Raw genomic sequence first — 26314 nt, forward strand, 5'->3', positions numbered from 1 at the left:
GATGACCTACGTGAAGAAAAGTTGTTTGAGTGGGCTGCGGCTAAGGTGCGCTAGGTGATAGCGCGCCGTATACATTATTGCTGGTTTGGCGGGCAGCCAATGCCTTTGCAGGCCAAGCGATGCCTCGCTTCATGGGCCTATTATCTTCCTGATTATGAAGTGGTGCGCTGGGATGAAGCCGCTTTCGATCCAGCGAGTCATCCATTTACCGCTGCGGCACATTCGGCAGGCAAGTTCGCATTTGTAGCCGATTATGTGCGAATGCACGTGCTCGCTAAAGAAGGAGGCATCTATCTTGACGTCGATGTGGAGGTTTGTGCCTCTTTTGACGAGCTTTTAGATAATGAATTCTTCATCGGGCTCGAGGATCGTCAACGGTTCGCGACGGCCGTTATCGGAGCGTCTGTCGGGCATTGGCTTCCTGTCCATATGCTTGAATATTATGGGCGGGTCCAGTTCGACGAAGAGCGGTTGTCCGAGCTGGTTAACGTGAATGAAGTAAGCCGGTTGATGCTGGCGAGGGGCTTCACTGGCAGTGGTGAGGAAGAATTTCGTGGAACCGAGCGAGTGCTCGGTGTCGGCCGGCTCGCTGATGCTGTTCGCGCACCGAAGGTGGGCATCCAGCCGCTTGCACGCCATCTGTATGCTGGGAGTTGGCGTAGGCGTGATGGCAAGAGCTTGGCAAGCCGTCTGGCCAGAAGCGCGCGCAAGGTGCCAGAGCACCTCGGCGCCTGGTTGGCCTGGCAAATGTTCCGGCTCCGCACCAGGCTTCGACGATTTAGACATCGTTAGCGTCCCGTTCGGGGTAAGCGCAAATGTAATGGCTAAAGTTTTCCCCTAAATGGGATTAAATAACGTGCCTTGCGTCCTGCACCGTTATGCTTGAAATGCTGATAAAACTCTTGGGCTGTTTTGCTCTTCAGTTCACGGCGGTCGTGCATGTAGCTCCTGATTATTTCGTCATAATCCTTTTCGGATATTAGGCGTTCAAGGGAATGTTGGTAAAAAAGCGCAAGTTGGTAGCCGACCGTTTCGTTATGATATGCAGTAGATCCGATAAAGCAGTTCTCTAGATCGATAACTTTTGGATTTTCTAGGGAATGGTCTGGAAACATGATGTTTCCTGCCCAAAGATCAAGGTGGTAGATTCCTTTAGAGTTGAGGGTCATGAGCGAATCTAGCGCCGCTCGGATAAACCGCTCGAGTTGCGCCGGATGACTATTTACCCAGTCGAATCCATTGGTATAGCCTGCCAGGTTCTCGAATGCCAAAAATACTTCCCGGACCAATCCAAGCCTGCCTCGTGCAAATCCAAGCCCTGTCAGCCTTGGGATCATGTTGGTCTTTTGGTTTGCTCTAAAATTGTTTCGCAGTTCGGCCAGGGGCCAGTCATACGCGCCGGAGCGGCGCTTAAGGCCAAAGCTAATGCGCAGACGTGATGGGTAGCTTTCGATAGAGGAAGTTTTTACGAATATTTGCTGGCCATCGCAAGTTATGCAAGGCTGGGCGAGGCGTTGGCGGCCCATTCGCTTCCGTAGTGCAATGAGTTCCTCTATCGATTCGAGGTTGCCAATCAGGGCTGATTCATCACCCACGCTGAAAGCGACTAGATCGCCATGCTGCGCATTAACTTCATGTTTTAGGCCGGTGACTCTTCTGGGGGTGCGCATGGACATCCTTGTTATAGTAGAAAGATTGGAGCGCCTCGAAGGGGAAGCTTCCGAGCTTTTTACGGGCGAGGTGATTCTGCATATGGCGAAGATTTCGCCTGATCTGCCAGCTGTTTAGAGGGAGGAGCTTTTGTTGCAGATCAAGAAAGTCAATCAAGCCAAACCTTCCTGTGGGCAATAGCAGGATATTTCCAATATGTAGCGAGCGAAAGTAAATTTTATGTTCGTGAAGTTTACGGATAAAGCTCGCCAGCTCAGGAAGCTTAGCTATCAGCGTCTCTGGCGACTCTCTAAATAATCCTTCAAGCGAGTGGCCCGGCAGTGGCCGATACAGACAGCCACTCAGACCTATGTCACGGTCGAGCCAGAAAGTCTCGGTAATTTCGGGTGTGGCTATACCGTGTGCGGCCAGTGTTTGCGCATTCCGTGCGAAGCGAATGGCTGCCGGCCGTAAACGAGCGAGCCATGAGGCGCGCCTAGTATGGAATATCTTCAGGTATAGCCCATTCGATAGCGCTACCACTTTCGGGCCGCGGCCGTCTCTCTCTAGCACGTCGCCGCTAGCCAGCCAGCTTTCCAGTTCCTGCGCTGTTACAATCCGCATCTTGTTCCTCTAGCCAGTCGTATGGGGCTCGCCGAATGGCCAATTCTACCCAGCAATCCAGTCTCACTGTGTACCTGCGATTGCTGCGCTACGTGCTTCCATACTGGGGGCTGTTCGCGGTCAGCCTTGCTGGCTTTTTGATTTTCGCATCGACACAGCCGATGCTGGGCTACATGCTCAAGTTTTTCGTCGATGGATTAAACAATCCCGAGGCCAGTTTCTTTGCCCAGGTCCCCTATTTGCAGGAGCACAGCTGGCTCGCCGAACTCAAGCTATTGCAGGCCGTCCCGCTGCTGATCATCTTCATCGCCCTCATGCAGGGCATCGGCTCGTTCCTCGGTAATTTTTTTCTCGCCAAGGTTTCACTAGGCCTGGTGCATGACTTGCGGCTGGCATTGTTCAACAACATGTTGACCCTCCCCAATCGTTATTTCGACAGCCACAACTCCGGACACCTGATCTCGCGGATCACGTACAACGTTACCATGGTCACCGGCGCGGCGACGGATGCGATCAAGGTCGTGGTGCGCGAGGGTATGACGGTGATTTTCCTGTTCGCCACGCTGCTGTGGATGAACTGGAAGCTCACTCTGGTGATGCTGGCGATCCTGCCGGTGATCGGCTTCATGGTGTCGAGCGCCAGCAAGAAATTCCGCAAGCAGAGCAAGAAGATCCAGCTCGCGATGGGCGATGTGACGCACGTGGCTTCGGAAACCATTCAGGGCTACCGCGTGGTACGTAGTTTCGGTGGCGAGCCCTACGAGCGGAATCGCTTCCTCACTGCAAGTTCGGAGAACACTGCCAAGCAGTTGCGGATGGTCAAGACCAATGCGGTCTACACACCGAGTCTGCAGCTGGTCATCTATAGCGCCATGGCAGTGCTGATGTTCCTGGTGTTGTTGCTCCGAGGTGACGCGTCTGCTGGCGATCTGGTCGCCTACATCACGCTGGCCGGGTTGCTGCCAAAACCGATCCGTCAGCTCTCGGAAGTCAGCTCCACGATTCAAAAGGGGGTGGCTGGCGCCGAGAGCATCTTCGAGCAGCTCGACGAGGAGCCAGAAATTGATCGGGGCACGCTCGAACGCGAAGCCGTCAGCGGCCATCTCGAGGTGCGCAACCTCGACTTTGTCTATCCGGGTACAGACAAGCGCGTGCTGCACGACATTAGTTTCACCATTGAGCCGGGGCAGATGGTGGCGCTGGTCGGACGTTCAGGCAGCGGCAAGTCCACGCTAGCGAACCTGATTCCGCGCTTCTATCACCATGAAGCAGGCCAGATACTGCTTGATGGTGCAGATGTCGAGTCCTACACGTTGCGCAATCTGCGCCGGCACATCGCGCTGGTGACTCAGCAGGTGACGCTGTTCAACGATACGGTGGCCAATAACATCGCTTACGGCGATCTGGCTGGCGCGCCGCTGGACGACATCCGTCGCGCGGCCTGTGATGCCTACGCCGACGAGTTCATCGAGCAGATGCCAGAGGGTTATCAGACGCTGGTCGGCGAAAACGGCGTGCTGCTTTCTGGCGGTCAGCGTCAACGCCTGGCGATCGCTCGTGCATTGTTGAAGAACTCGCCCGTGCTGATTCTGGACGAAGCGACGTCGGCGCTGGATACCGAATCCGAGCGGCACATCCAGGGCGCGCTGGATCACGTCATGCAGGGCCGTACCACGCTGGTCATCGCGCACCGCTTGAGCACGATCGAGAAGGCCGATCAGATTCTGGTGATGGAGCAGGGCCGCATCGTCGAGCGCGGTACCCACGCCGAGCTGCTGGCCGCGAACGGCGCCTACGCCAGGCTCCACGCGACGCAGTTCAAGGACGAAGCGCCCGGCGAGCAGGAATCCTGATGTTGCAGTTCTTGCAGGGCTGGCGCGAGCGTGGCTGGTGCGTTATCGACGCAGCGACGTATGCCGAGGTCTGGCAGCGCTACGGCGGCAGCGTTGCGACTCACCCTGAGGTCATCGAGCGGCTGGCTGAGCTCGCTGGTATTCCGGTGCGCTATCTGGGCTGGGAAAAGCAAGGTGAACTGATTGCGGCGGTTCCTTGCTGGGGGCGGCATCTGGCGCTTTCCAAGGATGTGCTGAAAAAGACCGGCAAGCGCGGTCTGTTCGATATGGGCAACGCGGAGATCATTCTGCCGGTTGCCGAACGGGCTGAGGTGCCGGTACGCCAGCGTATGCGCTACGTATCCGAGCTCAATGCTACCGCGATCAGCACGTTGCGCGAGCAGCCAGAGGGCCTGGCGCTGGCGCGCGAGCCGGAGGAGTATTCGAAGAAATTTCGCTACAACCAGCGTCGCGAGCAGCGCCTGTTGGAAGAGGCTGGTGGCGTCTTGCGTCCGATGCAGGATTTCTCGCCGACCGAACAAGCCGCAATGTATGCCGATTTGTTCCAGCGCCGCTGGCACTTCGAAGCGCCCGGTAAGGGGCATCTGCAAGAGGTTTTCACGCTACTTCGCGAGTTCATGACCGGCTCGGTGGTGCTGCTCGACGAGCAGCCCATCGCCATTCAGGTGCTTTATCGGGTCGAAGCACCGAATTGGGTGTCCATCGAATACATCAACGGCGGTGTCGATCCGCAACAGCGCGATTTCAGCCCCGGCAGCGTCCTCAGCTTCGTCAACACCCAGGCGGCCTGGGCCGACGCCCGAGCGCTGGGCAAACCGCTGCGCTATTCCTTCGGTCGTGCGGACCGTGAGTACAAGGACCGCTGGTGCAACCGCGTCCCGGTCTATCAGGTGTGAGCCATGAGTGCACGCAAGCAGCAGCTGCTTAAACGTCACCGCCAGCACAAGCGCATCGCGCTGCTCGTCGCGCTCGTTGTGCTGCTGCTGATTGGCGCGCTATCCAGTTGGTGGCTGCTGCCGCTGTTGGTGGTTCTCGGCTGGATCGCCCATGAGGCATGGTTCGCTGATCATCTGTTTTACCGGCCGCAGGACGACTACCGCTACGCCTTTTCTGAAGATGCCAAGCGCTATCCGGTGCGTGTCGAGGACGGCCGTCTAGTGCTGTCGGATGGCTTCGAGCCTGCGGATACGCTGATTCTCGAGGTCAATCTGAAGGCCAGCTGGCTAGGGCGCTGGCGCGATCCGCAGGTATGGATCGGTGAGGACCGGCAGGACTTCGAGCGCGGTGTCGCGGGGCGGCGTTACCTCAATCTGTCCGGTCAGCAGGAGCTGCTCGCCCAGGGCAGGCTGAACATTCGCGGGCGGTTCTGCCGGCTGTCGAGCGATGCGACCCTCTATGCGATGCGTAATCCGGACTACGCCGAGCGTCGGATCCTGATCATCGCTCCCCATGCCGACGATGCCGAGCTGGCCGCCTTCGGCCTGTACAGCCGGGCGAGTGAGGTCGCCATCGTTACCCTGACTCAGGGGGAAATCGAGGCGAAGAACTACCAACGCCTGGGTTTGGACCAGGCCGCTGCGGCTCGTTTGAAGGGCCGGTTGCGCAGCTGGGACAGCCTTGCGATACCGCTTTGGGGCGGCGTGCCGCAGTCGCAATGCGTGCAGCTCGGCTATTACTGCCTGCAGCTGCCGGCCATGGCCGAGGAGCCGGCTCACGCCTTCGGCTCGCGGGAATCGGGCGAGCAGGACACCCGCAGCGTACGTCAGCACAATCCTCTGGCGTTGCCGGCTGATGTGGATGGCTTGCCGAGCTGGGACAACCTGCAGGCTGACCTGCGCGCGCTGCTGACGCACTTTCGCCCCGAAGTGGTGGTGACGCCGCATCCTGAACTCGATCCGCACGCCGATCACGTCGCAGCCACGCGAGCCCTCTGTCAGGCGATGGAAGAGGGTGATTGGTTGCCAGAAACGTTACTGCTCTATGCTAACCATCTACATGATAATGATCGCTGGCCGATGGGCCCGGCTGACGGCGGCGTGGCCTTGCCTCCCGCCATCGAGCCGCTGCCGATCGATCATCTGTGGAGCCCGACGCTGGATGCAGACGCGCGGCTGAACAAGGCCATGGCACTGGCCATGCAGCATGACCTGCAAGGACCTTTGCCGTTCAAGCGGCGCCTGCGTCGACTGATCCAGGCGGCACTAGCCGGTCGCCGCTGGCCTGCCAGCGGCGACGACGAGTTTTTCCGCAAGGCCGTGCGTCGCCACGAGCTGTTCTGGGTGCGTAAGTTGTAGCAGCTTTGCCGCGCTGGACAGGCCGGCATTTTCCACAGTGTTATTATCCCGCCGTTTTTTCTCTTCCTCGCTGGAGCCCTCATGAAGCTGTCCATGCCCCGTTTCGACCAAGCCGCCGTTCTGGTGGTCGGTGACGTCATGCTCGATCGTTACTGGCATGGCGGTACCTCGCGGATCTCGCCTGAGGCGCCGGTGCCCGTGGTCAAGGTCGAGCAGATCGAGGATCGGCCCGGTGGTGCGGCCAACGTGGCGCTGAACATTGCGGCATTGGGTGCGCCGGCGGCACTGGTGGGGGTGACCGGTGAAGACGAAGCGCGCCAGAGCCTGGCCGACAGCCTCGCCGCGGCGGGTGTTAAGACACATTTCCAGTGCATCGAAGATCAGCCCACCATCGTCAAGCTGCGGGTGATGAGTCGCCATCAGCAGCTGCTGCGCATGGATTTCGAAGAACCATTCGATACCGACCCGGCCGCACTGCTGGCCGAAGTGGAGAGCTTGCTGGCTGGGGTCAAGGTGCTGGTGCTGTCTGACTATGGCAAGGGCGCGCTGAAAAACCATCAGGCACTGATCCAGGCCGCGCGGCGCCGCAGGATTCCGGTCCTCGCCGACCCCAAGGGCAAAGACTTCGAGATTTATCGCGGCGCTTCGCTGATCACGCCGAACCTGGGCGAATTCGAGGCGATCGTCGGGCATTGTGCCGATGAGGCCGAGTTGGTGAGCAAAGGTGCGGAGCTGATGAGCTCGCTGGAGCTCGAAGCATTGTTGGTCACCCGCGGTGAGCATGGCATGACCCTGCTGCGGCCGGATCAGGCGCCGTTACACCTGCCGGCGCGCGCCCGCGAAGTCTTCGACGTCACCGGCGCCGGGGATACCGTCATTTCCACCTTGGCAGCGGCCATCGCTGCTGGCGAGGAGCTGCCGCAGGCGGTGGCGTTGGCCAACCTGGCGGCCGGCATCGTGGTCGGCAAGCTGGGTACTGCCTGCATCAGCGCACCCGAATTGCGCCGGGCGGTTCAGCGTGAGCAAGGCTCCGAGCGTGGCGTAATGACCGTCGAGCAGTTGCTGACTGCGGTCGAGGACGCCCGTGCGGAAGGCGAGAAAATCGTCTTCACCAATGGCTGTTTCGACATCCTGCATGCCGGCCATGTGACCTATCTGGAACAGGCCCGCGCGCAAGGCGATCGTCTGGTCGTGGCAGTCAACGACGACGGCTCGGTCAGCCGCCTGAAGGGGCCGGGGCGGCCGATCAACTCGGTGGATCGCCGTATGGCGGTGCTGGCGGGTCTGGAAGCGGTGGACTGGGTGGTGTGCTTCTCGGAGGATACGCCGGAAAACCTGCTGGCCCAGGTTCGTCCCGATGTGCTGGTCAAGGGCGGCGACTACGGCGTCGACCAGGTGGTCGGCGCTGAGCTGGTCAAGGCGTACGGTGGGGTGGTGAAGGTGCTGGGTCTGGTGGAAAACAGCTCGACCACCGCCATCGTCGAGAAGATCCGCAGCCGCTGAGTCTGGATACGTCGACAGCGTATCGTCAGTCAAAATGGATAGCCGCTTTCCGCGGCGATCCACGTTGCTTCACCGGGCTGCCGCCACCGGCCGTGCCGCCCACCAATCCCGCCAGCGAACCCGCTCGTCGCGCACCACCCAGCCTTCCTGCGGCGCAAAGCTTTCCGATAGCCACAGGCCGCGAGTGTTCACCGGGCTGAACTGGCCATTGCGCAGTTGCAGCAGCTGATCCTGCGGCTGGCCCTGATGCACGGGTATCAGGTAGATGTCGGGCCGGCTGCGCTCCAGACGCGCAACCAGTTGACCGTCTTCCAGGCGTTCGTCGACATGAAACAGGCTCAGCTGACGCGCTTCCTTCGGCAGTTCCATGCGCATGTCATAGACCAGCTGCAACGATGCCGTAGGCAGGTGAACATAGGCGCGAGGACGCTCCATCAGTACCATGTTGCCGCACTGCACCGGGCGCGTGGCGCCGGATTGCGAGGCGAGCTTGAAGTGCACCGCCTCGCGGTAGTGCAGGCTGGCCTGGTACGGAGTGGGCAGCCAGGTATCGCCGAAACGCCCGGCTAGCCAGCCTTCAGGGGTTTCCAGCAGGCATTCTTCGGCGATTTCCTGGATGGCGGTGAGCAGCGGAAGGTTCAGCTCATGGGCCGGGATGTAGCCGGAAATCAGCTTGAGGACCACGTCACCACGGTCCGGCCGCTGCTGACGGACCAGTACCCAGTATTCGCGGCCCTGCCAGCTCATGGTCAGACGCACCGAAACGCCGAGATTGGCCAGTTCGATGGCAAAACGGCCCGGATCGGAAACCTCCACCGGGCGACGGCGTTCGATCACTTCGCTGAAGTTCAACGGCCGGCCCAGACTCTGGTAGCTCAGGTGGTCCTGGCTGGCCTCGACGTAGAGCGGCAGGGTCTTGAATGCGGCAGGGCTCTTGCGCACCAGAACTCTTGGCATTCGGTTTCTCCTTGCGGCGAAGAAAGTAACCGCGCGGCATCAGCGTAATGCGCGCCCGCGCAGCGGATGAATGTTGCCGCCAGGACCGCTTCAGTTGCCGGTCAGAACGGCAGCAGCAGTCCGTACGTTAGCCGTCAAATGCTGCGGATTGATAGTGCCGATGATCGCGCCACTGACCCCAGGGTGGCCGAACAGCAACTCGAAGCTGCGGCGCACCGGGTCGTCGCCTGGCTTGAGGCAGGCGTGGCCGCTGGCCAGGGCTTTCTTGATCAGGATGCCCTTGCCGTGGGCTGCAGCGTAGTCGAGCACTGGTCGCTCGGCCTGCTCGTTGAGGTTGTAGGTGACCATCGCGCAGTCGCCTTGTTGCAGCGCCAACAGTCCTCCGTCCACAGTCTTGCCGGAGAGGCCGTAGCCGAGAATCTTGCCCTCGCGCTTGAGTTCGGCGAGGGTCTGGTAGACCTCGGCGTGCTGCAGGATGTCCAGATCGTTGCCATCGGAATGCACCAGCACCAGCTCGATGCGGTCGGTGCGCAGACGCTTGAGGCTGCGTTCGACCGAAAAGCGCGTATGGGCGGCAGAAAAGTCGAAGCGCGACTGGCCGTTCTCGAACTCCTCGCCAACCTTGCTGACGATCACCCACTCCTCGCGCTGGCCGGTCAGCAACGGACCGAGCCGCTCCTCGCTGACGCCGTAGGCCGGGGCGGTATCGATCAGGTTGATGCCCAGATCGCGGGCCAGAGCCAGCAGCTGGCTAGCCTGGGTATCGTCGGGAATGGCGAAACCGCTGGGGTATTTCACGCCCTGGTCGCGGCCCAGCTTCACCGTGCCCAGACCCAGCGGCGAAATGCGCAGGCCGGTGCTGCCCAACGGGCGGTGCAGTTCGTGCAGCGTTGCGTTCATGGCAGCAGCCCTTCCCAGAACGGCCCGGTCAGCGGTGGCCGCGGCAGTTCCGGTAGTACGGGATGCTGGCCGGGGCGAATGCCGTCGCGGGCGAGGGCGGCTTCGACGCGGTCGGAAAAATCCGGCGACAGCGCCAGCTTGGTTGGCCAGCCGACCAGCAGGCGGCCCTGCTCGGCGAGAAAGGCATTGTCCGGCCGGGCGAGGGCCGACTGCGCTGGCTCCGCGCGGTCGATGCGCAGCGTGGCCCAATGCGCGGCAGACAGGTCGATCCAGGGCACCAGTTCGGCCAGCTCTTTTTTCGCTACGGCGATCTGGCTGGCTTCGTCGCGCGCCACGCCGTCGACTTCGGCCAGGTCGCCGCCGAGATACCAGACCCACTCACCATCCGCCGCCGGATGGCTGGTCACGGTGATGCGCGGCTTAGTGCCGCCGCCCAGGCAGTGGGCGTAGAGCGGCTTGAGCGTCGGCGCCTTGACGATGACCATGTGCAGCGGGCGGCGCTGCATGGCCGGTTGTTGCAAGCCGAGCGAAGCGAGCAGCTCCGCCGTCCCGCCACCGGCGCTGAAGACGATGCGCTGGGCGCGGATCTCGCGGCCATCGACGCGCAGGCCGACCAGCTCGTTGCCATCAAGCAGCGGCTCGACCTGCCGCCCGGCGAGCAGGCTGTCGCCGGCCAATTCGGCCAGGCGGGTAATCAGACTGGGCACATCGAGCACCAGCTCACTGAGGCGGTAGACCTTGCCTTTGAATTTCGGGTGTTGCAGAGCGGGTGGCAGTTCGTCGCCCTTGACCTGACCAACCCGCGAGCGCACCGCCTTGCTGGCGAAGAAGCTGGTGAGATTGCCGGCCAGGGTGCCGGGCGACCAGAGGTAATGCGCATCGGACAGCAGGCGCACGCCGCTGAGATCCAGCTCGCCCTTGCCTTCAAGAGCCTCGCGCCAGCGCCGTGGCATGTCGGCGATGGCTTCGGACGCGCCGGTGAGGGCGCCGCTCAAGGCGTATTTGGTACCGCCATGAATGATGCCCTGGGACTTCACGCTCTGCCCGCCGCCCAGCGTTCCCTTGTCCACCAGCAACGTGGCAAAACCTTGTCGGCGCAGGCGCGCGTTTAGCCACAGGCCGGCGACGCCGCCGCCAACGATCAGGACGTCGGTGCTGAGGGATTCAGGCATGTGCAGACCTCATACGGGGAAACGGACGCGCAGTATAACTGCATGCAGTTCGCGGGGCGCTTAGTGGCCGGTGCTGCCGGAGAAGAGCTGAATGACCGCCACGCCAGCGATGATCAGCGCCATGCCGAGCACCGCCGGCAGGTCCAGGTGCTGGCCATAGATCAGCGCCGCAGCGATGCTGACCAGCACGATGCCCAGGCCCGCCCAGATGGCATAGGCAATCCCCACCGGAATGGTCTTCACCACCAGCGCCAGCATCCAGAACGACAGGCTGTAGCCGCAAATCACCAGCAACAGTGGCAGCGGGCGGCTGAAGCCGGCGAGGGCTTTCATCGAAGTGGTGGCGACCACTTCGGCGCAGATGGCGATGGCCAGGTAAACGTAACCGGACATGGGAAATCCTGATCGGGGACTGGAAGGGTCAACTTCGTTCGGTCGCGTCCTCGCCAACTAGTTCGCCAGTCGTGGCGGTTGTGGCTCGCCGGCAGGCGGCTTGCTAAGCTCCGCGCCCATGAATCGCACCCTCTATACCCTGCTGTTCCACCTCGGCCTGCCGCTGGTATTTCTGCGCCTGCTCTGGCGCGCCTGGCGCGCGCCGGCCTACTCCCGTCGTATCGGCGAACGTTTCGCCTTTGGTTTGCCGCCGCTTCGTCCGGGTGGCATCTGGGTGCATGCGGTATCGGTCGGCGAAAGCATCGCCGCGGCGCCGATGATCCGCGAGCTGATGGCGCGCTATCCGCATCTGCCGATCACCGTCACCTGCATGACCCCAACCGGCTCGGAGCGTATCCAGGCACTGTTCGGCGACAGCGTGCAGCACTGCTACCTGCCCTATGACCTGCCTTGGGCGGCGGCGCGCTTTCTTGACCGCGTGCGGCCGAAGCTGGCGGTGGTAATGGAGACCGAACTCTGGCCCAACCATATCCATCAGTGCGCCCGCCGCGGCGTCCCGGTGGCGCTGGCCAATGCGCGCCTGTCCGAGCGCTCGGCCCGCGGTTACGCACGCTTCGCCCGGCTGACCGCGCCGATGCTCGCCGAGTTGAGCCTGATCGCTGTGCAGACAGAGGCTGAGGCTGAGCGCTTTCGTCAGCTCGGTGCGCGCGATGAGTGCGTCGAGGTGACTGGCTCGATCAAGTTCGACCTGACCATCGACCCGGCACTGCTGGAGCGTGCCAATAAATTGCGCCAGCAGTGGGCGGCGCTGGAACGGCCATTGTGGATCGCCGCCAGTACACACGCCGGTGAAGACGAGATCATTCTGGCTGCGCATCGCCAGCTGCTCAGCAACCATCCGCGGGCGCTGCTGATCCTGGTTCCCAGGCACCCGGAGCGCTTCACGTCAGTGTACGAGCTTGCGTGCAAGGAAGAGTTCGTAGCCGTACGGCGCTCGACGGGGGATACGGTCGGCGCCGGCACCCAGGTGCTGGTCGGCGACACCATGGGCGAGCTGCTGTTTCTCTACGCGCTGGCGGATATCGCCTTCGTTGGTGGCAGCCTGGTGCCCAACGGCGGGCACAACCTCCTCGAGCCCGCAGCGCTGGGCAAGCCGGTGCTCAGTGGCCCGCACCTGTTCAACTTTCTCGAGATATCGGCGCAGTTGCGCGCTGCTGGCGCCCTGCGTGAAGTGCAGGATGCCGCGCAACTGGCGCAGGCGGTCAGTGAACTCTGGGGCGATCCAGGCGGAACTCAAGCGATGCGCGATGCCGGTCTCGGCGTGCTCAAGGCCAATCAGGGTGCTCTGGCGCGGCTGCTGGCCGGGTTAGGGCGGCTGCTTAGGTAATTTGACCGGGCGGATTCGGCGTCAGGCCGCCATGTTCGGCGCGGGATGCTTTTGATAGTTTTCCCGCCCCAGGCAGCTCAACGCTAGAGTTTTAACCGTTGGGCTCTCGCACAGGTGCATGAAGGTATCGCTACGCTGCCCGGCCGATCATGCACCTGTTTCTCCTCCGTCGCTCAGTAATCGATCCGCACCGGCTGGCCGATGGTCTGCGGCAGGTCCGGCGGCAGGAAGTCGGTGTCCGGGTTGTAGTCGGGCTTCAGGTACGCCGCCAGCTGCTGCAGGTCGTCCGGGTTGAGTGTGCCGGCGGCCTGTTTCAGGCGCAGGTTGTCGAGGATGTAGTCGTAGCGGGCGTTGTTGTAGTCGCGAACGGCGGCGTACAGGCGGCGCTGGGTGTCGAGTACGTCGACGATGTTGCGCGTGCCGACCTGATAGCCGATCTCCGTCGCCTCCAGCGCGCTCTGGTTGGAGATGATCGACTGCCGGCGAGCCTCGACCTGTTCGATATCGGTGTTCACCGCCCGATGCAGATTGCGTGTGGATTCGACCACCTGGCGGCGCAGGCTCTCGCGCTGCTGCTCGCTCTGGCTGAGCTGGTAATAGGCCTCGCGACTCTGCGAGGTGGTCAGGCCGCCGCTGTAGAGCGGGATGTTCAGCTGCAGGCCGATGCTGCGTTGCTCGACGTCACCGGTGTAGCGCGGCATGTCGAAGCCCGGGATGTTCTGGCTGTTGCTGAAGCCCAGTGCGTCGTTGTCGCCCTTGCGATAGGACGCCACTGCATCGAGCGTCGGTGCATGGCCGGAGCGGCGCTGGCGCAGGGTTTCCTCGGCCGCGGTCACCGCGTAATTGACCGCCAGCAGGTTTAGGTTTTGCCGCGTCGCGGTATCTACCCAGGCCTTGGCCTCGTTCGGCACCGGGGCCAGCACCGGCAGGGTGTGGCGGATGCCTTCGAGGGCGATGTATTCGCGGTTGGTCAGGGTGTACAGCGCCTGGAAGGCGTCTTCGACCTGGCGTTGGGCGATGGAGCGATTGGCCCGGGCGGTATCGAACCCGGCCTGGGCTTCGAGCACGTCGGTCTTGTCGGAGAGACCGACTTCGAAGCGCTCGTTGGCCTGGTCGAGCTGGCGCTTGAACGCGGCTTCCTCGGCCTTTACCGCGGCCAGATTGTCCTGCGCGCGCAGCACGGCGAAGTAGGCCTGGGCGCTCTGCAAAATCAGGTCCTGTTCGGCAATCGAGTATTCGATCGCAGCCTGCTCGCTGACAGCCTCCGCAGCCTTGAGCTGGAACCAGCGGTCGGCACGGAAGATCGGCTGGCTCAGCGTTGCCTGATAGGCGGTGCCGCTGCGCGACAGCGAGGTGGAGCCCATGCTGGTGTCAACGTCCGTTTCGGTGTCGCTCAGCTCGGCGCCGGCGCTGAGGTTGGGCAGCAGCCCGGCCCGCGCCTGCGGCACGATTTCCTGGCGGGCGCGAAACTGCGCGCGCGCTGCAGCCAGATCGGCGTTGTTGTTGACGGCTTGCTGATAGACGCTGACCAGGTCGGTCTTGCTGGCGAGCGGGACGGTTTCCTGTGCCCAGGCTGCTCCGGCGGTGAGGGAGGCCACGGCGAGAGCCAGGGGGAGTCTGCGCAGCATGTTGGGTCCATCCTGAATAGAGCTGATGGGCAAGGCTAAGCGGCAGCTGACGGGGGGTCAAGGTGCGTGTGCGGGGCGGCGTCAGATGCCGGTTGTGGCCGGCCGAAATGACCGAACGGTCGACTACTTTCGCCCTTGGCATGGCGTTCCTACGGGGTCTTGATTAGACTCGATGGCGTTCTTGTCGGGGTGCCTTGAAGCGAAGGCTGAGATCGGAAAGTTCCGGATCCCGTTGAACCTGATCAGGTTAAGGCCTGCGTAGGGAACAAGATGTGCTCGCCAGTCGTTCGGCCAGCTCTCTCGGCGCCAGTCCCGGCGCGCCCGATGCCCTTGCCATCCGTGTTTTCAGGTTCGCTCCGACAATTCTCTAGGAGCCAGCCTGATGCGTGTAGAACAACAGAACCTGAGTGAATCCGCCCAGGTCGACCAGCAGTCGATCCAACCCTTCCCGCGTTCGCAGAAAATCTATGTGCAGGGTTCGCGCCCGGACATCCGCGTACCGATGCGCGAGATCAGCCTGGACGTGACGCCCACGGACTTCGGCGGCGAGATCAACGCCCCGGTCACCGTGTACGACACCTCCGGCCCCTATACCGACCCGAACGTGCAGATCGACGTACGCAAGGGCCTGGCGGATGTGCGCAGCGCCTGGATCGAGGAGCGCGACGATACCGAGAAGCTGCCGGGGCTGACCTCCGAGTTCGGCCAGCGTCGCCTCAACGACGCGGAGCTGACCGCCATGCGCTTTGCACATGTACGCCATCCACGGCGGGCCAAGGCCGGGCACAACGTCAGCCAGATGCACTATGCGCGCAAGGGCATCATCACGCCCGAGATGGAATACGTTGCCATCCGCGAGAACATGAAGCTGACCGAAGCACGCGAGGCTGGACTGCTGAAGGATCAGCACGCCGGGCATAGCTTCGGCGCCTCGATCCCCAAGGAGATCACGCCGGAATTCGTGCGTGACGAAGTGGCCCGCGGTCGCGCCATCATCCCGGCCAACATCAACCACACCGAGCTCGAGCCGATGATCATCGGCCGCAACTTCCTGGTGAAGATCAACGGCAATATCGGCAACTCGGCGCTGGGTTCCTCGATCGAAGAGGAAGTGGCCAAGCTGACCTGGGGCATCCGCTGGGGCTCGGACACGGTGATGGACCTGTCCACCGGCAAGCACATCCACGAAACCCGCGAGTGGATCATCCGCAACTCGCCGGTGCCGATCGGCACCGTGCCGATCTACCAGGCGCTGGAAAAGGTCAACGGCGTTGCCGAAGACCTGACCTGGGAGCTGTTCCGCGACACGTTGATCGAACAGGCCGAGCAGGGCGTCGACTACTTCACCATCCACGCCGGCGTCCTGCTGCGCTACGTGCCGCTGACTGCCAAGCGCGTCACCGGCATCGTCTCGCGCGGTGGCTCGATCATGGCCAAGTGGTGCCTGGCGCATCACAAGGAGAATTTCCTCTACACCAACTTTGAGGAAATCTGCGAAATCATGAAGGCCTACGACGTCAGCTTCTCGCTGGGCGACGGCCTTCGTCCGGGATCGATCGCCGATGCCAACGACGCCGCGCAGTTCGGCGAACTGGAAACTCTCGGCGAGCTGACCAAGATCGCCTGGAAACACGACGTGCAGTGCATGATCGAAGGCCCGGGTCACGTGCCGATGCACATGATCAAGGAGAACATGGACAAGCAGCTGGAATGCTGCGACGAGGCGCCGTTCTATACCCTCGGCCCGCTGACCACCGACATCGCCCCCGGTTACGACCACATCACCAGCGGCATCGGCGCGGCGATGATCGGCTGGTTCGGCTGCGCCATGCTCTGCTACGTCACGCCGAAGGAGCACCTCGGTCTGCCGAACAAGGATGACGTCAAGACCGGCATCATCACCTACAAGATCGCCGCCCATGCCGCCGACCTCGCCAAAGGCCATCCGGGCGCGCAGATTCGCGACAACGCGCTGTCCAAGGCGCGCTTCGAGTTCCGCTGGGAAGACCAGTTCAACCTCGGCCTCGACCCGGACACCGCGCGTGCCTTCCACGACGAGACGCTGCCGAAGGAGTCTGCCAAGGTGGCGCACTTCTGCTCCATGTGCGGACCGAAGTTCTGTTCGATGAAGATCACTCAGGAAGTGCGCGAGTACGCCGCCGAGCACGGCCTGACCGACGAGCAGAAGGCCATCGAGGCCGGCTTCGCCGAGCAGTCCTCGCGTTTCAAGGACGAGGGTTCGGTGATCTACAAGCAGGTGTGACCAGCTGCCTGTAGGTGAGCCGAAGCGGGCCGGCAGATGCCGGCCCGCTTCGTATCCTCAGAGATATTCCGGCTTCAGAATGCCCTTGAGCTGTTCATGGGGAATGAACAGCTCGGGGTGACCGCTCGAGTAGGGTGCAATGCTGTAGACGTCGTACTTGAGCAGCACGCTGTCTTTCAGTAGTGCGATGTTTGCGGTCTGCTGGAAGGGCCAGAAGTCGACGAACTCGGCGTCCTGGGCATGGCCGTTCTCCACCAGCCAACGCTGGTGCGCTTGGCGCGCGACGCGCCAGAAGCTGCCTTCCTGTCCCGGAATCAGCAGGTCTTCCAGGCGCAGCTCGCGGTTCTGCTCGCGATCGTAATTGATGAAGCCGCGCCCAGGCATGCCGTGGGCGCCACCGACATACAGATAGCTGGAAAGCTCGACGATCAGAATGTTGCGGTGCTGGTCACGCAGCTTGGCTTGCAGGTAGCTGCTCCAGCCCGGTTCCGCCGTGCTCAAGAAGCGTTGTTGGTAGCTCTGCAGCGTCTCGGGCAGCCGATCATCCGGGCCATTGATGGTCATCCGGCGCAGGCGCGCGTCGATGAGGCGATCTAGTTCGGGCTCGTCGGCGAAGGTCAGGGTGTCGATGTTGACCAGCGGACAGTTTTCCCCTTCACAACCCGTGGGTCGTTGTTCGGTGACGGTCTGGCGGACCTCTACCGGGCGTTCCGATGCAAAGTGCTGACAGCCGCCGAGCAGCGCGACAAGGCTGCTCAGCATGATGAGATGGCGGATGTATCTGATGGGAATCATGGTTCTTCCAGACATGGCAGTGCGCTTTCGAGTGCCGGTCCCACCCGAAGTTCGTGTTTCCGGCTGGTGGAGCCTTCTTCGGTTACGGTGGTCTGCAAAGGGCTGCGCCAGAGACAACGCCGCGCTAGGATGACGGCAAAACCGCTCACGATGTGACGGTTGCAGTCGTTCGCCGCCGTGCTCGGCGCGGATCAAACCGATATGAGTGGTGCCCATGAGCGAGACCTTCAAACCCGGCCCGGATGATGTCCATATCCTCCGACGAGAGCAATGCTTCAGCGGGTTCTACCGCCTGGAGCGGCTGCATCTGCGTCATCGGCAGTTCGACGGAAGCATGGGTTCAGAGCTGAGCCGAGAGCTGTTCGTGCGTCACGATGCTGTTTGCGTACTGCCCTACGATCCGCAGCGCGACCAGGTGGTATTGATCGAACAGTTCCGCGTCGGTGCGCTGGGCAAGGCCGAGAACCCCTGGCTGATCGAGCTGGTGGCAGGACTGATCGACAAGGATGAATCACCCGAAGAGGTCGCGCGACGTGAGGCGATCGAAGAGGCCGGGCTGGAGCTGGGCGAGCTTTGGCCCGTCAGTCAGTACTTTCCGTCACCTGGCGGCAGCGACGAACGGGTATACCTGTATGTCGGTCGTTGCGACAGTGCCGGGGCCGACGGAGTGTTTGGCCTGGCGGAAGAGGGCGAGGACATTCGGGTGCATGTCTGGTCGCTGCAGGAGGCACTCCGCGCCGTGAATGAGGGTCGTATCGACAATGCGGCCAGCATCATTGCACTGCAGTGGCTGGCTTTGAATCGCGAGCAGGTGCGGGGGGCGTGGACATGAGAAAGACGCGCGAGCGATACCGAGTCGACTTGCTCGAACTGCAGTCGGCATGCGAGGCCAATTACCTGCGTCTGATGCGCCTGCTGCCGAGCATGCGCAACGGCTGCGAGGCACGCCGCATCGCCATCAGCCAGGGCGACATGTTGCTCGGTGTGCTGGTGCTCGAGGTGCTTGAGAGCTGTCCCTACACCACGACCTTGCAGGTCAGTCAGGAGAATTGCCTGACCTGGTTGCCGGTGCCGAAGATGGAGGTGCGGGTATATCACGATGCACGCATGGCCGAAGTCATTCGTGCCGAGAATGCGCGGCGTTTCCGCGGCATCTATCACTACCCCAACGCGCAGATGCACCAGCCGGACGAGAAGAACCAGCTCAATCTGTTCCTCGGCGAGTGGCTGGGCCACTGTCTGGCCTGCGGGCACGAACTTGAACCGGTACTCTGATTTCCCTTCGCCACGCATAGCGGACCGCTGTTCGCATCGCTCTCCTTGAAGGTATGCCGCGCGGTTCTGTGACCCAGGCCCGCTTCCGAGGTTTACCCCCCCGCCGGGCTCCCACCATAATTCCGTTGCGATTTAGCTCAAGGAGAAGGGCATTGCCTGGTGCGTCCCTGACTGTTGAAGATTCGGTTCTGCTGGTGCAGCTCACCGACAGCCATCTGTTTGCCGAAGCGGACGGCAAGCTGCTGGGCATGAATACCTGTGACAGCCTGGAACGGGTGGTCGAGCTGGCCATCGACGAGCAGCCACGCATCGACCTGATCCTGGCCACCGGCGACCTGTCGCAGGATGGCTCAGTGGCGTCGTACCAGCGGTTTCGCAGGCTTGCCGAGCGCATCGAAGCGCCAGCGCGCTGGTGCCCGGGGAACCACGATGAGTTGGCGGCAATGCGTGAGGCTTGCCGTGGCAGTGCGCTGATGGAGCCGCTGCTGGAGATCGGCGGCTGGCGGGTGGTAATGCTCGATACGCTGGTGGCTGGCTCGGTATTCGGCATGCTCCGCGGCGACCAGCTGGAGCTGCTCGATCGTGCGCTGAGCGAGGCGCCTGACCATCATCATCTGATCTGCCTGCACCACCATCCCGTGTCCATTGGCAGCCGCTGGATGGACACCATCGGGCTGCGCAATCCTGATGCCCTGTTCGAGGTGCTCGATCGTCACCGCAACGTACGTGCCTTGCTCTGGGGCCATATTCACCAGGAGTTTGATCACTGGCGCAACGGCGTGCGCCTGCTGGCGTCGCCATCCACCGGCGTGCAGTTCACTCCGCAGAGTGAAGATTTCCAAGTGGACAGCGTGGCGCCGGGTTATCGCTGGTTGCGGCTGCATAACGATGGGCGGCTGGAAACAGCGGTTTCCCGCGTCAGCGGTATCGAGTTCGAAATCGATTACAGCGTGAAAGGCTATTGAGGGCCCTGCAGCAGGTGAGAGAGTGCGGCGAGCCAGGGTGCCGGGCTGCAGCGAAGCGTTTCTGCGTGTTTCCTGCGCGTCGACACTCTTGCAGCGCTCTTTGCCGGTCTGCTTGCAGATGACAGCGTGTGCCTTGTAGCCTTGCGGTTTTTCTATGGGCTGTATCGATGTCCAGTGATTCGCCTTCAATCCTTTATATCCACGGTCTCAACAGCTCTCCGCTTTCGCAGAAGGCGAGTCAGCTGTCCGCTGCGTTGAGCAAGCTCGGCATGGCCGAACGGCTCCGGGTTCCCGCGCTGCATCATCACCCACGACAGGCCATAGCCCAGCTCGAGGCGTGCGTCGTCGAGCTCGGGCGGCCGCTGCTGGTCGGCAGCTCGCTTGGCGGCTACTATGCGACGCACCTCGCCGAGCGGCATGACCTGAGGGCATTGCTGATCAATCCGGCGGTGACACCGCACCGCCGCTTCGACGGTTACCTCGGTCCGCAGACGAACCTGTATAGCGGGGAAATCTGGGAGCTGACCGAGGATCACGTGGCGGCGTTGGCGGAGCTCGAAACCGCACCGCCGCAGGACGCAGAGCGTTATCAGGTCTGGTTGCAGGCGGGCGATGAAACGCTGGATTACCGTGATGCCGCTCAGTTCTATCGTGGCTGTGCGCTGCGTATTCAGGCCGGCGGCGATCATGGCTTTCAGGGGTTCGCCGAGCGCTTGCCGGCACTACTGGCCTTTGCCGGTTTTGAGCCGCAGATTTGGCTGGAACAGCTCTGAGAGGCTGATGCGCGGTTCGGCACAACGCTTACCCGCGCCATGCAGTAGCGTCCCGGCTTGTTTCACGAGCGCGGATCCGCCGTTTCATCCCGGCCGGCTCGCTGGTTTTTTCACAGCCTGTAAGGGCTGCTTGTTCAGAACATAAGGACAGTGCCAGACAGATGTCTTATACCGCAGAAGCCATCGAGGTTCTTTCCGGCCTCGATCCGGTGCGCAAGCGCCCGGGCATGTACACCGATACCTCGCGGCCGAACCATTTGGCGCAGGAAGTCATCGACAACAGCGTCGACGAAGCGCTCGCCGGCCATGCCCGCTCGGTCCAGGTAATCCTGCATCAAGACAATTCGCTGGAAGTGATCGACGATGGCCGCGGCATGCCGGTCGATATTCATCCGGAGGAGGGTGTGCCGGGCGTCGAGCTGATCCTCACCAAGCTCCACGCGGGCGGCAAGTTCTCCAACAAGAACTATCAGTTCTCCGGCGGCCTGCACGGCGTCGGCATCTCGGTGGTCAACGCGCTGTCGACACGGGTCGAAGTGACCGTCAAGCGTGACGGCAGCGAATACCGCATGAGCTTCGCCGATGGCTTCAAGGCTACCGATCTGGAAGTCATCGGCAGCGTCGGCAAGCGCAACACCGGCACCAGTGTGCGTTTCTGGGCCGATCCGAAATACTTCGACTCCCCCAAATTCTCCATCAGTCGCCTGAAGCATGTGCTCAAGGCCAAGGCCGTGCTGTGCCCGGGGTTGAGCGTCAGCTTTGAGGACAAGGGCAGCGGTGAGAAGGTCGAGTGGCATTACGAGGATGGCCTGCGCTCATACCTGGTCGACTCGGTCAGTGATTACCTGCGTCTGCCCGACGAGCCCTTCGTCGGTACGCTCGCCGGCAACACCGAGGCGGTGGACTGGGCGCTTCTCTGGCTGCCGGAAGGCGGCGAAAGCGTCCAGGAAAGCTACGTCAACCTGATCCCTACGGCGCAGGGAGGCACCCACGTCAACGGCTTGCGCCAGGGGCTGCTGGATGCCATGCGCGAGTTCTGCGAGTTCCGCAACCTGTTGCCGCGCGGGCTGAAGCTGGCGCCGGAAGATATCTGGGAGCGCATCGCCTTCGTCCTCTCGATGAAGATGCAGGAGCCGCAGTTTTCCGGGCAGACAAAGGAGCGCCTGTCGTCCCGCGAGGCGGCTGCATTCGTCTCCGGCGTGGTCAAGGATGCCTTCAGCCTCTGGCTCAATGCCCACCCGGAGCTGGGCATGCAACTGGCCGAGCTGGCGATCAGTAACGCCGGGCGCCGGCTCAAGGCCGGCAAGAAGGTCGAGCGCAAGAAGATCACGCAAGGCCCGGCACTGCCCGGCAAGCTGGCCGACTGCGCCGGGCAGGACCCGATGCGCGCCGAGCTGTTCCTGGTCGAGGGCGACTCGGCAGGTGGTTCGGCGAAGCAGGCGCGGGACAAGGAGTTTCAGGCGATCATGCCGCTGCGCGGCAAGATCCTGAACACCTGGGAGGTTGACGGCGGCGAAGTGCTTGCCAGTCAGGAGGTTCACGACATCGCCGTGGCGATTGGCGTCGACCCGGGGGCCACCGATCTGGGGCAGCTGCGTTACGGCAAGATCTGCATCCTTGCCGACGCCGACTCCGATGGTCTGCATATTGCGACACTGCTTTGCGCCTTGTTCGTCCAGCATTTCCGCCCGCTGGTGGAGGCCGGCCATGTCTATGTCGCCATGCCGCCGCTGTACCGCATCGACCTGGGCAAGGACATCTTCTATGCGCTGGATGAGGCCGAGCGCGACGGCATTCTTGAGCGCCTGGTTGCCGAGAAGCGCCGCGGCAAGCCTCAGGTCACGCGGTTCAAGGGCCTCGGTGAGATGAACCCACCGCAACTGCGCGAGACCACCATGGACCCCAACACCCGTCGCCTGGTGCAGCTGACCCTGGATGACTTCGAAGGAACCCGCGAGATCATGGATATGTTGCTGGCCAAGAAGCGCGCCGGCGATCGCAAGAGCTGGCTCGAGTCCAAGGGCAACCTGGCGGAGGTGCTGATTTGATCCGCCGCTGGCTGATGCTGCTGGGTCTGGCTTCGGCACCGCTCTGGGCCAACGAGCCGGCGCCTGAATTGAAACTGCTGAGCGAGCATCCGATAGCGGGCATGACGGGCGGTAACCTCTCCGGGATGGCCTGGTGCGGTGATGCGCTGTGGGCCGTTTCCGATCGCGTGGATGATGCCTTATACCGTCTGGATACCAGTGTCTCGCCCTGGCAGGCGGAGCCAGAGCGCTTCGACGTGGGTCCACCACCGGACAGTGGCTTGCCCTGGGGCATGCGCATGCGCGCCTGGGTTAGTGGTCATGTGCGTGGCGGTCATCTGGATTTCGAAGGTCTGAGTTGCGACAGTTCGGGCAACCGCTATGTGGTCAGCGAGTCCCATGCCGCGGTGCTGCGGGTGAGCCCTGCTGGCACGGCAGAATGGCTTCGCCTGCCCGATTCGCTGGTTCGGCAGGCGCGCGCCAGCGGGATGCTCTGGCACTTCAATGCGCTGTTCGAAGGGATCGCAGTCGACCCGAGGGCTGAGCGCATGTGGCTTGCGGCCGAGCGCGAGCGCCGCGGGCTGCTGGTGCTGCATCGCAAGCAGAGCAGTTGGCAGTGCACCGGTGGCTGCGTGCTGATGGCGCAGGGCGGTAATCAGCAGCCGCCTGCCGCGCTGGGCGATATGCCCGTGCCGCGCAGTTTCTCGGCGCTGGCGTTCTTTCGCGACAAGCTGTTCGTTCTTGAGCCTTCGGCCTATCGGGTTTGCCGGCGTAGTCCGGCGACCGGTGCGGTCGAGCGGTGCTGGTCGTTCGCTGGCGAAGCCTTGACCGAGGAGCGCCGCTACGGTGAGCCCTACGGCAACGCGGAGGCGCTTTGGGTCGATGCCGAAGGCGCCTGGATCGGTGTCGACAACAACGGCAAGGCCCGTGGCGATGGCGAAAAGCGCCCAATCATCTGGCGCTTTGCAGCGCCGGAGGGCGGCTGGATGGCCCGGCCGTGAGCCAGACTGCCGGGCGTCGTGCCGGGCGCGTGATGCTGGTGCTGGCCTGGGGCGCTGGCCTGTTCCTGGCCACTCGCTTCTTCGCGGCATGGGAAGAGGATCGGCTCAACCCTAATCGCCAGCCAGTCTCTCAGGTGCACGGCGAGCAGATCGAGGTGCAGCTGGCCGGCAACACTCAGGGGCATTTCGTCGCCAGTGGGCGTATCAATGGCGAAGCTGTGACGTTTCTACTCGACACCGGCGCCACCGATGTCGCTATTCCCGCGGAAATGGCCGAGCGGCTGGGTCTGCAACATGGTGCGCCGGTGATGCTGCACACCGCCAACGGCCAGACCACCGGCTATCGCACCGTGCTGTCGAGCCTCGACCTTGGAGACATCACATTGCGTGATGTGCGTGCCATCGTCGCCCCCGGCTTTCGTAGCGAACAGGTGCTGCTCGGCATGAGCGCCCTGAAACAACTTGAATTCACCCAGCGCGCCGGCACCCTGGTGCTGCGCCAGCATGTAACGGATCGACCATGAGCGAATCCCTCGACCTGAGCCTGGACGGCGTGGAGCGTCGCTCCCTCGCCGATTTCACCGAGCAGGCGTACCTCAACTACTCCATGTACGTGATCATGGATCGCGCGCTGCCGCATATCGGCGATGGCTTGAAGCCGGTGCAGCGGCGAATCATCTACGCGATGAGCGAACTCGGCCTGAACGCCGATGCCAAGCACAAGAAGTCCGCGCGTACCGTCGGTGACGTGCTCGGTAAATTCCATCCGCATGGCGACAGCGCCTGTTACGAAGCCATGGTGTTGATGGCGCAGCCGTTCAGCTATCGCTACACGCTGGTGGACGGCCAAGGCAACTGGGGCGCCCCGGACGATCCGAAGTCGTTCGCCGCGATGCGTTACACCGAGGCACGCCTGTCGCGCTATTCCGAAGTGCTGCTCAGTGAGCTGGGGCAGGGCACGGTGGAGTGGGTGCCGAACTTCGATGGCACCCTTGACGAGCCGGCGACCCTGCCAGCGCGGCTGCCCAACCTGCTGCTCAACGGCACCACTGGCATCGCCGTGGGCATGGCTACCGATGTGCCGCCGCACAACCTGCGCGAAGTGGCCGCAGCCTGCGTACGTCTGCTCGACGAGCCGAGCGCCAGTGTCGAGCAGCTCTGCGAGCATGTGCTCGGGCCGGATTTTCCGACCGAGGCGGAAATCATCACCCCGCGCGCGGATCTGCTGAAGATCTACGAAACCGGGCGTGGCTCGGTCCGCATGCGCGCGATCTACCGGGTCGAGGATGGCGACATAGTGGTCACCGGACTACCGCATCAGGTGTCCGGCTCCAAGGTGCTCGAGCAAATTGCCGGCCAGATGCAGGCCAAGAAGTTACCGATGGTGGCTGACCTGCGTGACGAATCCGATCATGAGAACCCGTGCCGCATCGTCATCATTCCTCGGTCCAATCGGGTCGACGTGGAAGGGCTGATGCAGCACCTGTTTGCCACTACCGAGCTGGAGTCCAGTTATCGGGTCAACGCCAACGTCATCGGTCTCGATGGTCGTCCGCAGGTGAAGAACCTGCGCACGCTGCTCAGCGAATGGCTCACCTATCGCATCGGCACTGTGCGGCGCCGTTTGCAGTTCCGCCTAGACAAGGTCGAGCGACGTCTGCACCTGTTGGAAGGGTTGCTGGTAGCCTTCCTCAATCTTGATGAAGTGATCCACATCATCCGTACCGAGGACCAGCCCAAGCCGGTGCTGATGGCGCGCTTCGAACTCTCCGAGCTGCAGGCCGATTACATTCTCGATACTCGCCTGCGTCAGCTGGCGCGGCTGGAAGAGATGAAGATCCGTGGCGAACAGGACGAGTTGGCCAAGGAGCGTGAAAAGCTGCTGGCGTTGCTCGGCAGCGAAGCCAAGCTGAAGAAGCTGGTGCGCAAGGAGCTGATCGAGGACGCCGAAACCTACGGCGACGACCGTCGCTCGCCGATCGTCGAGCGCGCCGAAGCCCGTGCCCTGTCAGAGAACGAGCTGCTGCCGTCCGAGCCGGTCACCGTGGTGATCTCCGACAAGGGCTGGGCGCGTTGCGCCAAGGGCCACGACATCGACGCTGCCGGGCTTTCCTACAAGGCCGGCGATGGCTTCAAGGCCGCTGCGGCCGGTCGCTCGAATCAGTACGCCGTGTTCATCGATTCCAGCGGGCGCAGCTATTCGCTGGCGGCGCACTCGCTGCCTTCCGCGCGCGGTCAGGGCGAGCCGCTCACCGGCCGATTGACGCCGCCGCCGGGGGCAAGCTTCGAATGCGTGCTGCTGCCCGAGGATGAAGCGCTCTACGTGATCGCCTCGGATGCCGGCTACGGTTTCGTGGTCAAGGGCGAGGATCTGCAAGCCAAGAACAAGGCCGGCAAGGCGCTGCTGTCGTTGCCGAAAGGCGCCAAGGTCGTTGCGCCGCGGCCGCTGGCCAGTCGTGATGATGATTGGCTGGCTGCCGTGACCACCGAAGGCCGCCTGCTGGTGTTCCCTGTGCGCGATTTGCCGCAGCTGGGCAAGGGCAAGGGCAATAAGATCATCGGCATCCCCGGCGAGCGGGTCGCCAGCCGTGAGGAATACCTGATCGACCTCGCCGTATTGCCGGCTGGTGCCACTCTGGTACTGCAGGCGGGCAAGCGCACATTGTCGCTGAAGGCCGAGGATCTGGAGCACTACAAGGGCGAGCGGGGCAGGCGCGGCAACAAGCTGCCGCGGGGCTTCCAGCGGGTCGAAGGCCTGTTGGTCGAAGTGTGACAATGTGCATTGGTGCTGGAATCGATGGCCGGTTTCACGGAAGATAGCGGCCTTTCCAGCCTGCGGCATTTGGCCCGGTGC

The 26314-nt window shown here is 62.6% G+C and carries 23 protein-coding genes and 1 riboswitch; of the genes, 15 read left to right on the forward strand and 8 right to left on the reverse strand.

Translation table 11 applies throughout. The features are described from left to right. Positions 1 to 54 precede the first annotated feature (54 nt). A complete protein-coding gene (locus UIB01_RS22610) occupies positions 55 to 792 on the forward strand; it encodes a glycosyltransferase family 32 protein (RefSeq protein WP_080695036.1) in 738 nt (245 codons plus the stop codon). A gap of 32 nt (positions 793 to 824) precedes the next feature. On the opposite strand, the gene UIB01_RS02045 is transcribed toward UIB01_RS22610, so the two are convergent. Together UIB01_RS02045 and UIB01_RS02050 are read right to left on the reverse strand one after the other, a co-directional pair. Beyond that, entirely contained in the window at positions 825 to 1670 is an 846-nt protein-coding gene (locus UIB01_RS02045; RefSeq protein ID WP_038656398.1) for a protein kinase family protein, read from the reverse strand. After that, entirely contained in the window at positions 1633 to 2274 is a 642-nt protein-coding gene (locus tag UIB01_RS02050; protein ID WP_038656400.1) for a protein kinase family protein, read from the reverse strand. The genes UIB01_RS02045 and UIB01_RS02050 overlap by 38 nt, the downstream gene beginning before the upstream one ends. A gap of 35 nt (positions 2275 to 2309) precedes the next feature. Between UIB01_RS02050 and msbA the strand changes: the two genes are divergently transcribed. From msbA to hldE, 4 genes are all read left to right on the forward strand, one after another. After that, positions 2310 to 4127, forward strand: coding sequence for a lipid A export permease/ATP-binding protein MsbA (gene msbA / locus UIB01_RS02055; RefSeq protein ID WP_038656402.1), 1818 nt, complete (start codon positions 2310 to 2312; stop codon positions 4125 to 4127). Continuing rightward, the gene (locus UIB01_RS02060; protein ID WP_038656404.1) at positions 4127 to 5023 is read left to right on the forward strand and encodes a GNAT family N-acetyltransferase; all 897 of its coding nucleotides are present in this window, start codon (positions 4127 to 4129) and stop codon (positions 5021 to 5023) included. The genes msbA and UIB01_RS02060 overlap by 1 nt, the downstream gene beginning before the upstream one ends. 3 nt (positions 5024 to 5026) lie before the next feature. Then, positions 5027 to 6421: a PIG-L deacetylase family protein gene (locus tag UIB01_RS02065; protein ID WP_038656406.1), complete on the forward strand. Its 1395-nt coding sequence runs from the start codon at positions 5027 to 5029 to the stop codon at positions 6419 to 6421. 81 nt (positions 6422 to 6502) lie between these two features. Beyond that, positions 6503 to 7924, forward strand: coding sequence for a bifunctional D-glycero-beta-D-manno-heptose-7-phosphate kinase/D-glycero-beta-D-manno-heptose 1-phosphate adenylyltransferase HldE (gene hldE, locus UIB01_RS02070; RefSeq protein ID WP_038656408.1), 1422 nt, complete (start codon positions 6503 to 6505; stop codon positions 7922 to 7924). A gap of 69 nt (positions 7925 to 7993) precedes the next feature. Here the strand turns inward: hldE and UIB01_RS02075 are convergent, their stop codons facing one another. The 4 genes from UIB01_RS02075 to UIB01_RS02090 form a co-directional block, all read right to left on the reverse strand. Next, positions 7994 to 8881 (reverse strand): hypothetical protein, encoded by an 888-nt coding sequence (locus tag UIB01_RS02075; protein ID WP_038656409.1) that lies wholly within the window; start codon positions 8879 to 8881, stop codon positions 7994 to 7996. A 90-nt stretch (positions 8882 to 8971) separates the two neighbouring features. Further along, entirely contained in the window at positions 8972 to 9781 is an 810-nt protein-coding gene (locus tag UIB01_RS02080) for an aldo/keto reductase (RefSeq protein ID WP_038656411.1), read from the reverse strand. Further along, positions 9778 to 10953: an NAD(P)/FAD-dependent oxidoreductase gene (locus UIB01_RS02085; protein ID WP_038656413.1), complete on the reverse strand. Its 1176-nt coding sequence runs from the start codon at positions 10951 to 10953 to the stop codon at positions 9778 to 9780. Before UIB01_RS02085 ends, UIB01_RS02080 begins: the two co-directional genes overlap by 4 nt. A 60-nt stretch (positions 10954 to 11013) precedes the next feature. Beyond that, positions 11014 to 11346 (reverse strand): DMT family transporter, encoded by a 333-nt coding sequence (locus UIB01_RS02090; RefSeq protein ID WP_038656415.1) that lies wholly within the window; start codon positions 11344 to 11346, stop codon positions 11014 to 11016. Between the two features lie 118 nt (positions 11347 to 11464). Between UIB01_RS02090 and waaA the strand changes: the two genes are divergently transcribed. Further along, complete coding sequence (gene waaA / locus UIB01_RS02095; protein WP_038656417.1) at positions 11465 to 12733, forward strand: lipid IV(A) 3-deoxy-D-manno-octulosonic acid transferase; 1269 nt, start codon at positions 11465 to 11467, stop codon at positions 12731 to 12733. Positions 12734 to 12906: 173 nt separating this feature from the next. Here waaA and UIB01_RS02100 read toward each other — a convergent pair whose 3' ends face one another. Then, on the reverse strand, positions 12907 to 14361 hold the full coding sequence (locus UIB01_RS02100; protein ID WP_038656419.1) for a TolC family outer membrane protein: 1455 nt from the start codon (positions 14359 to 14361) through the stop codon (positions 12907 to 12909). A 175-nt stretch (positions 14362 to 14536) separates the two neighbouring features. Further along, positions 14537 to 14643: riboswitch (TPP riboswitch) on the forward strand. A gap of 100 nt (positions 14644 to 14743) precedes the next feature. On the opposite strand from UIB01_RS02100, the gene thiC reads away from it, so the two are divergent. Then, complete coding sequence (gene thiC / locus UIB01_RS02105; RefSeq protein WP_038656421.1) at positions 14744 to 16624, forward strand: phosphomethylpyrimidine synthase ThiC; 1881 nt, start codon at positions 14744 to 14746, stop codon at positions 16622 to 16624. Between the two features lie 57 nt (positions 16625 to 16681). Here thiC and UIB01_RS02110 read toward each other — a convergent pair whose 3' ends face one another. Beyond that, positions 16682 to 17419: an RsiV family protein gene (locus UIB01_RS02110; protein WP_038656423.1), complete on the reverse strand. Its 738-nt coding sequence runs from the start codon at positions 17417 to 17419 to the stop codon at positions 16682 to 16684. A gap of 214 nt (positions 17420 to 17633) precedes the next feature. Here UIB01_RS02110 and UIB01_RS02115 point away from each other — a divergent pair, with 214 nt between their 5' ends. The 8 genes from UIB01_RS02115 (at position 17634) to parC (ending at position 26233) form a co-directional block, all read left to right on the forward strand. Further along, positions 17634 to 18251 carry an NUDIX domain-containing protein gene (locus UIB01_RS02115; protein ID WP_038656425.1) on the forward strand — a complete coding sequence of 206 codons (618 nt, stop codon included), beginning with the start codon at positions 17634 to 17636 and terminating at the stop codon, positions 18249 to 18251. Continuing rightward, on the forward strand, positions 18248 to 18694 hold the full coding sequence (locus tag UIB01_RS02120) for a DUF1249 domain-containing protein (RefSeq protein ID WP_038656427.1): 447 nt from the start codon (positions 18248 to 18250) through the stop codon (positions 18692 to 18694). The genes UIB01_RS02115 and UIB01_RS02120 overlap by 4 nt, the downstream gene beginning before the upstream one ends. Before the next feature lie 152 nt (positions 18695 to 18846). Further along, a complete protein-coding gene (gene cpdA / locus UIB01_RS02125) occupies positions 18847 to 19659 on the forward strand; it encodes a 3',5'-cyclic-AMP phosphodiesterase (RefSeq protein ID WP_038656429.1) in 813 nt (270 codons plus the stop codon). Between the two features lie 167 nt (positions 19660 to 19826). Next, a complete protein-coding gene (locus UIB01_RS02130; RefSeq protein WP_038656431.1) occupies positions 19827 to 20432 on the forward strand; it encodes a YqiA/YcfP family alpha/beta fold hydrolase in 606 nt (201 codons plus the stop codon). A 161-nt stretch (positions 20433 to 20593) separates the two neighbouring features. Continuing rightward, a complete protein-coding gene (gene parE / locus UIB01_RS02135; RefSeq protein ID WP_038656433.1) occupies positions 20594 to 22480 on the forward strand; it encodes a DNA topoisomerase IV subunit B in 1887 nt (628 codons plus the stop codon). Beyond that, positions 22477 to 23460, forward strand: coding sequence for an esterase-like activity of phytase family protein (locus UIB01_RS23625; protein WP_038656434.1), 984 nt, complete (start codon positions 22477 to 22479; stop codon positions 23458 to 23460). Before parE ends, UIB01_RS23625 begins: the two co-directional genes overlap by 4 nt. Further along, positions 23457 to 23984, forward strand: coding sequence for a retropepsin-like aspartic protease family protein (locus UIB01_RS02145; protein WP_038656436.1), 528 nt, complete (start codon positions 23457 to 23459; stop codon positions 23982 to 23984). The genes UIB01_RS23625 and UIB01_RS02145 overlap by 4 nt, the downstream gene beginning before the upstream one ends. Continuing rightward, entirely contained in the window at positions 23981 to 26233 is a 2253-nt protein-coding gene (gene parC / locus UIB01_RS02150; protein ID WP_038656438.1) for a DNA topoisomerase IV subunit A, read from the forward strand. The genes UIB01_RS02145 and parC overlap by 4 nt, the downstream gene beginning before the upstream one ends. Positions 26234 to 26314 lie beyond the last annotated feature (81 nt).

Source organism: Stutzerimonas decontaminans (assembly GCF_000661915.1).
In the GTDB taxonomy this organism is placed as follows: Bacteria; Pseudomonadota; Gammaproteobacteria; order Pseudomonadales; family Pseudomonadaceae; genus Stutzerimonas; species Stutzerimonas decontaminans.

What these genes read in the sequence shown, in the direction of transcription:
- UIB01_RS02045 (WP_038656398.1), bottom strand. Translation starts at nt 1,670, where the DNA reads ATGCGCACCCCCAGAAGAGTCACCGGCCTAAAACATGAAGTTAATGCG.
- UIB01_RS02050 (WP_038656400.1), bottom strand. Translation starts at nt 2,274, where the DNA reads ATGCGGATTGTAACAGCGCAGGAACTGGAAAGCTGGCTGGCTAGCGGC.
- msbA (WP_038656402.1), top strand. Translation starts at nt 2,310, where the DNA reads ATGGCCAATTCTACCCAGCAATCCAGTCTCACTGTGTACCTGCGATTG.
- UIB01_RS02060 (WP_038656404.1), top strand. Translation starts at nt 4,127, where the DNA reads ATGTTGCAGTTCTTGCAGGGCTGGCGCGAGCGTGGCTGGTGCGTTATC.
- UIB01_RS02065 (WP_038656406.1), top strand. Translation starts at nt 5,027, where the DNA reads ATGAGTGCACGCAAGCAGCAGCTGCTTAAACGTCACCGCCAGCACAAG.
- hldE (WP_038656408.1), top strand. Translation starts at nt 6,503, where the DNA reads ATGAAGCTGTCCATGCCCCGTTTCGACCAAGCCGCCGTTCTGGTGGTC.
- UIB01_RS02075 (WP_038656409.1), bottom strand. Translation starts at nt 8,881, where the DNA reads ATGCCAAGAGTTCTGGTGCGCAAGAGCCCTGCCGCATTCAAGACCCTG.
- UIB01_RS02080 (WP_038656411.1), bottom strand. Translation starts at nt 9,781, where the DNA reads ATGAACGCAACGCTGCACGAACTGCACCGCCCGTTGGGCAGCACCGGC.
- UIB01_RS02085 (WP_038656413.1), bottom strand. Translation starts at nt 10,953, where the DNA reads ATGCCTGAATCCCTCAGCACCGACGTCCTGATCGTTGGCGGCGGCGTC.
- UIB01_RS02090 (WP_038656415.1), bottom strand. Translation starts at nt 11,346, where the DNA reads ATGTCCGGTTACGTTTACCTGGCCATCGCCATCTGCGCCGAAGTGGTC.
- waaA (WP_038656417.1), top strand. Translation starts at nt 11,465, where the DNA reads ATGAATCGCACCCTCTATACCCTGCTGTTCCACCTCGGCCTGCCGCTG.
- UIB01_RS02100 (WP_038656419.1), bottom strand. Translation starts at nt 14,361, where the DNA reads ATGCTGCGCAGACTCCCCCTGGCTCTCGCCGTGGCCTCCCTCACCGCC.
- thiC (WP_038656421.1), top strand. Translation starts at nt 14,744, where the DNA reads ATGCGTGTAGAACAACAGAACCTGAGTGAATCCGCCCAGGTCGACCAG.
- UIB01_RS02110 (WP_038656423.1), bottom strand. Translation starts at nt 17,419, where the DNA reads ATGATTCCCATCAGATACATCCGCCATCTCATCATGCTGAGCAGCCTT.
- UIB01_RS02115 (WP_038656425.1), top strand. Translation starts at nt 17,634, where the DNA reads ATGAGCGAGACCTTCAAACCCGGCCCGGATGATGTCCATATCCTCCGA.
- UIB01_RS02120 (WP_038656427.1), top strand. Translation starts at nt 18,248, where the DNA reads ATGAGAAAGACGCGCGAGCGATACCGAGTCGACTTGCTCGAACTGCAG.
- UIB01_RS02130 (WP_038656431.1), top strand. Translation starts at nt 19,827, where the DNA reads ATGTCCAGTGATTCGCCTTCAATCCTTTATATCCACGGTCTCAACAGC.
- parE (WP_038656433.1), top strand. Translation starts at nt 20,594, where the DNA reads ATGTCTTATACCGCAGAAGCCATCGAGGTTCTTTCCGGCCTCGATCCG.
- parC (WP_038656438.1), top strand. Translation starts at nt 23,981, where the DNA reads ATGAGCGAATCCCTCGACCTGAGCCTGGACGGCGTGGAGCGTCGCTCC.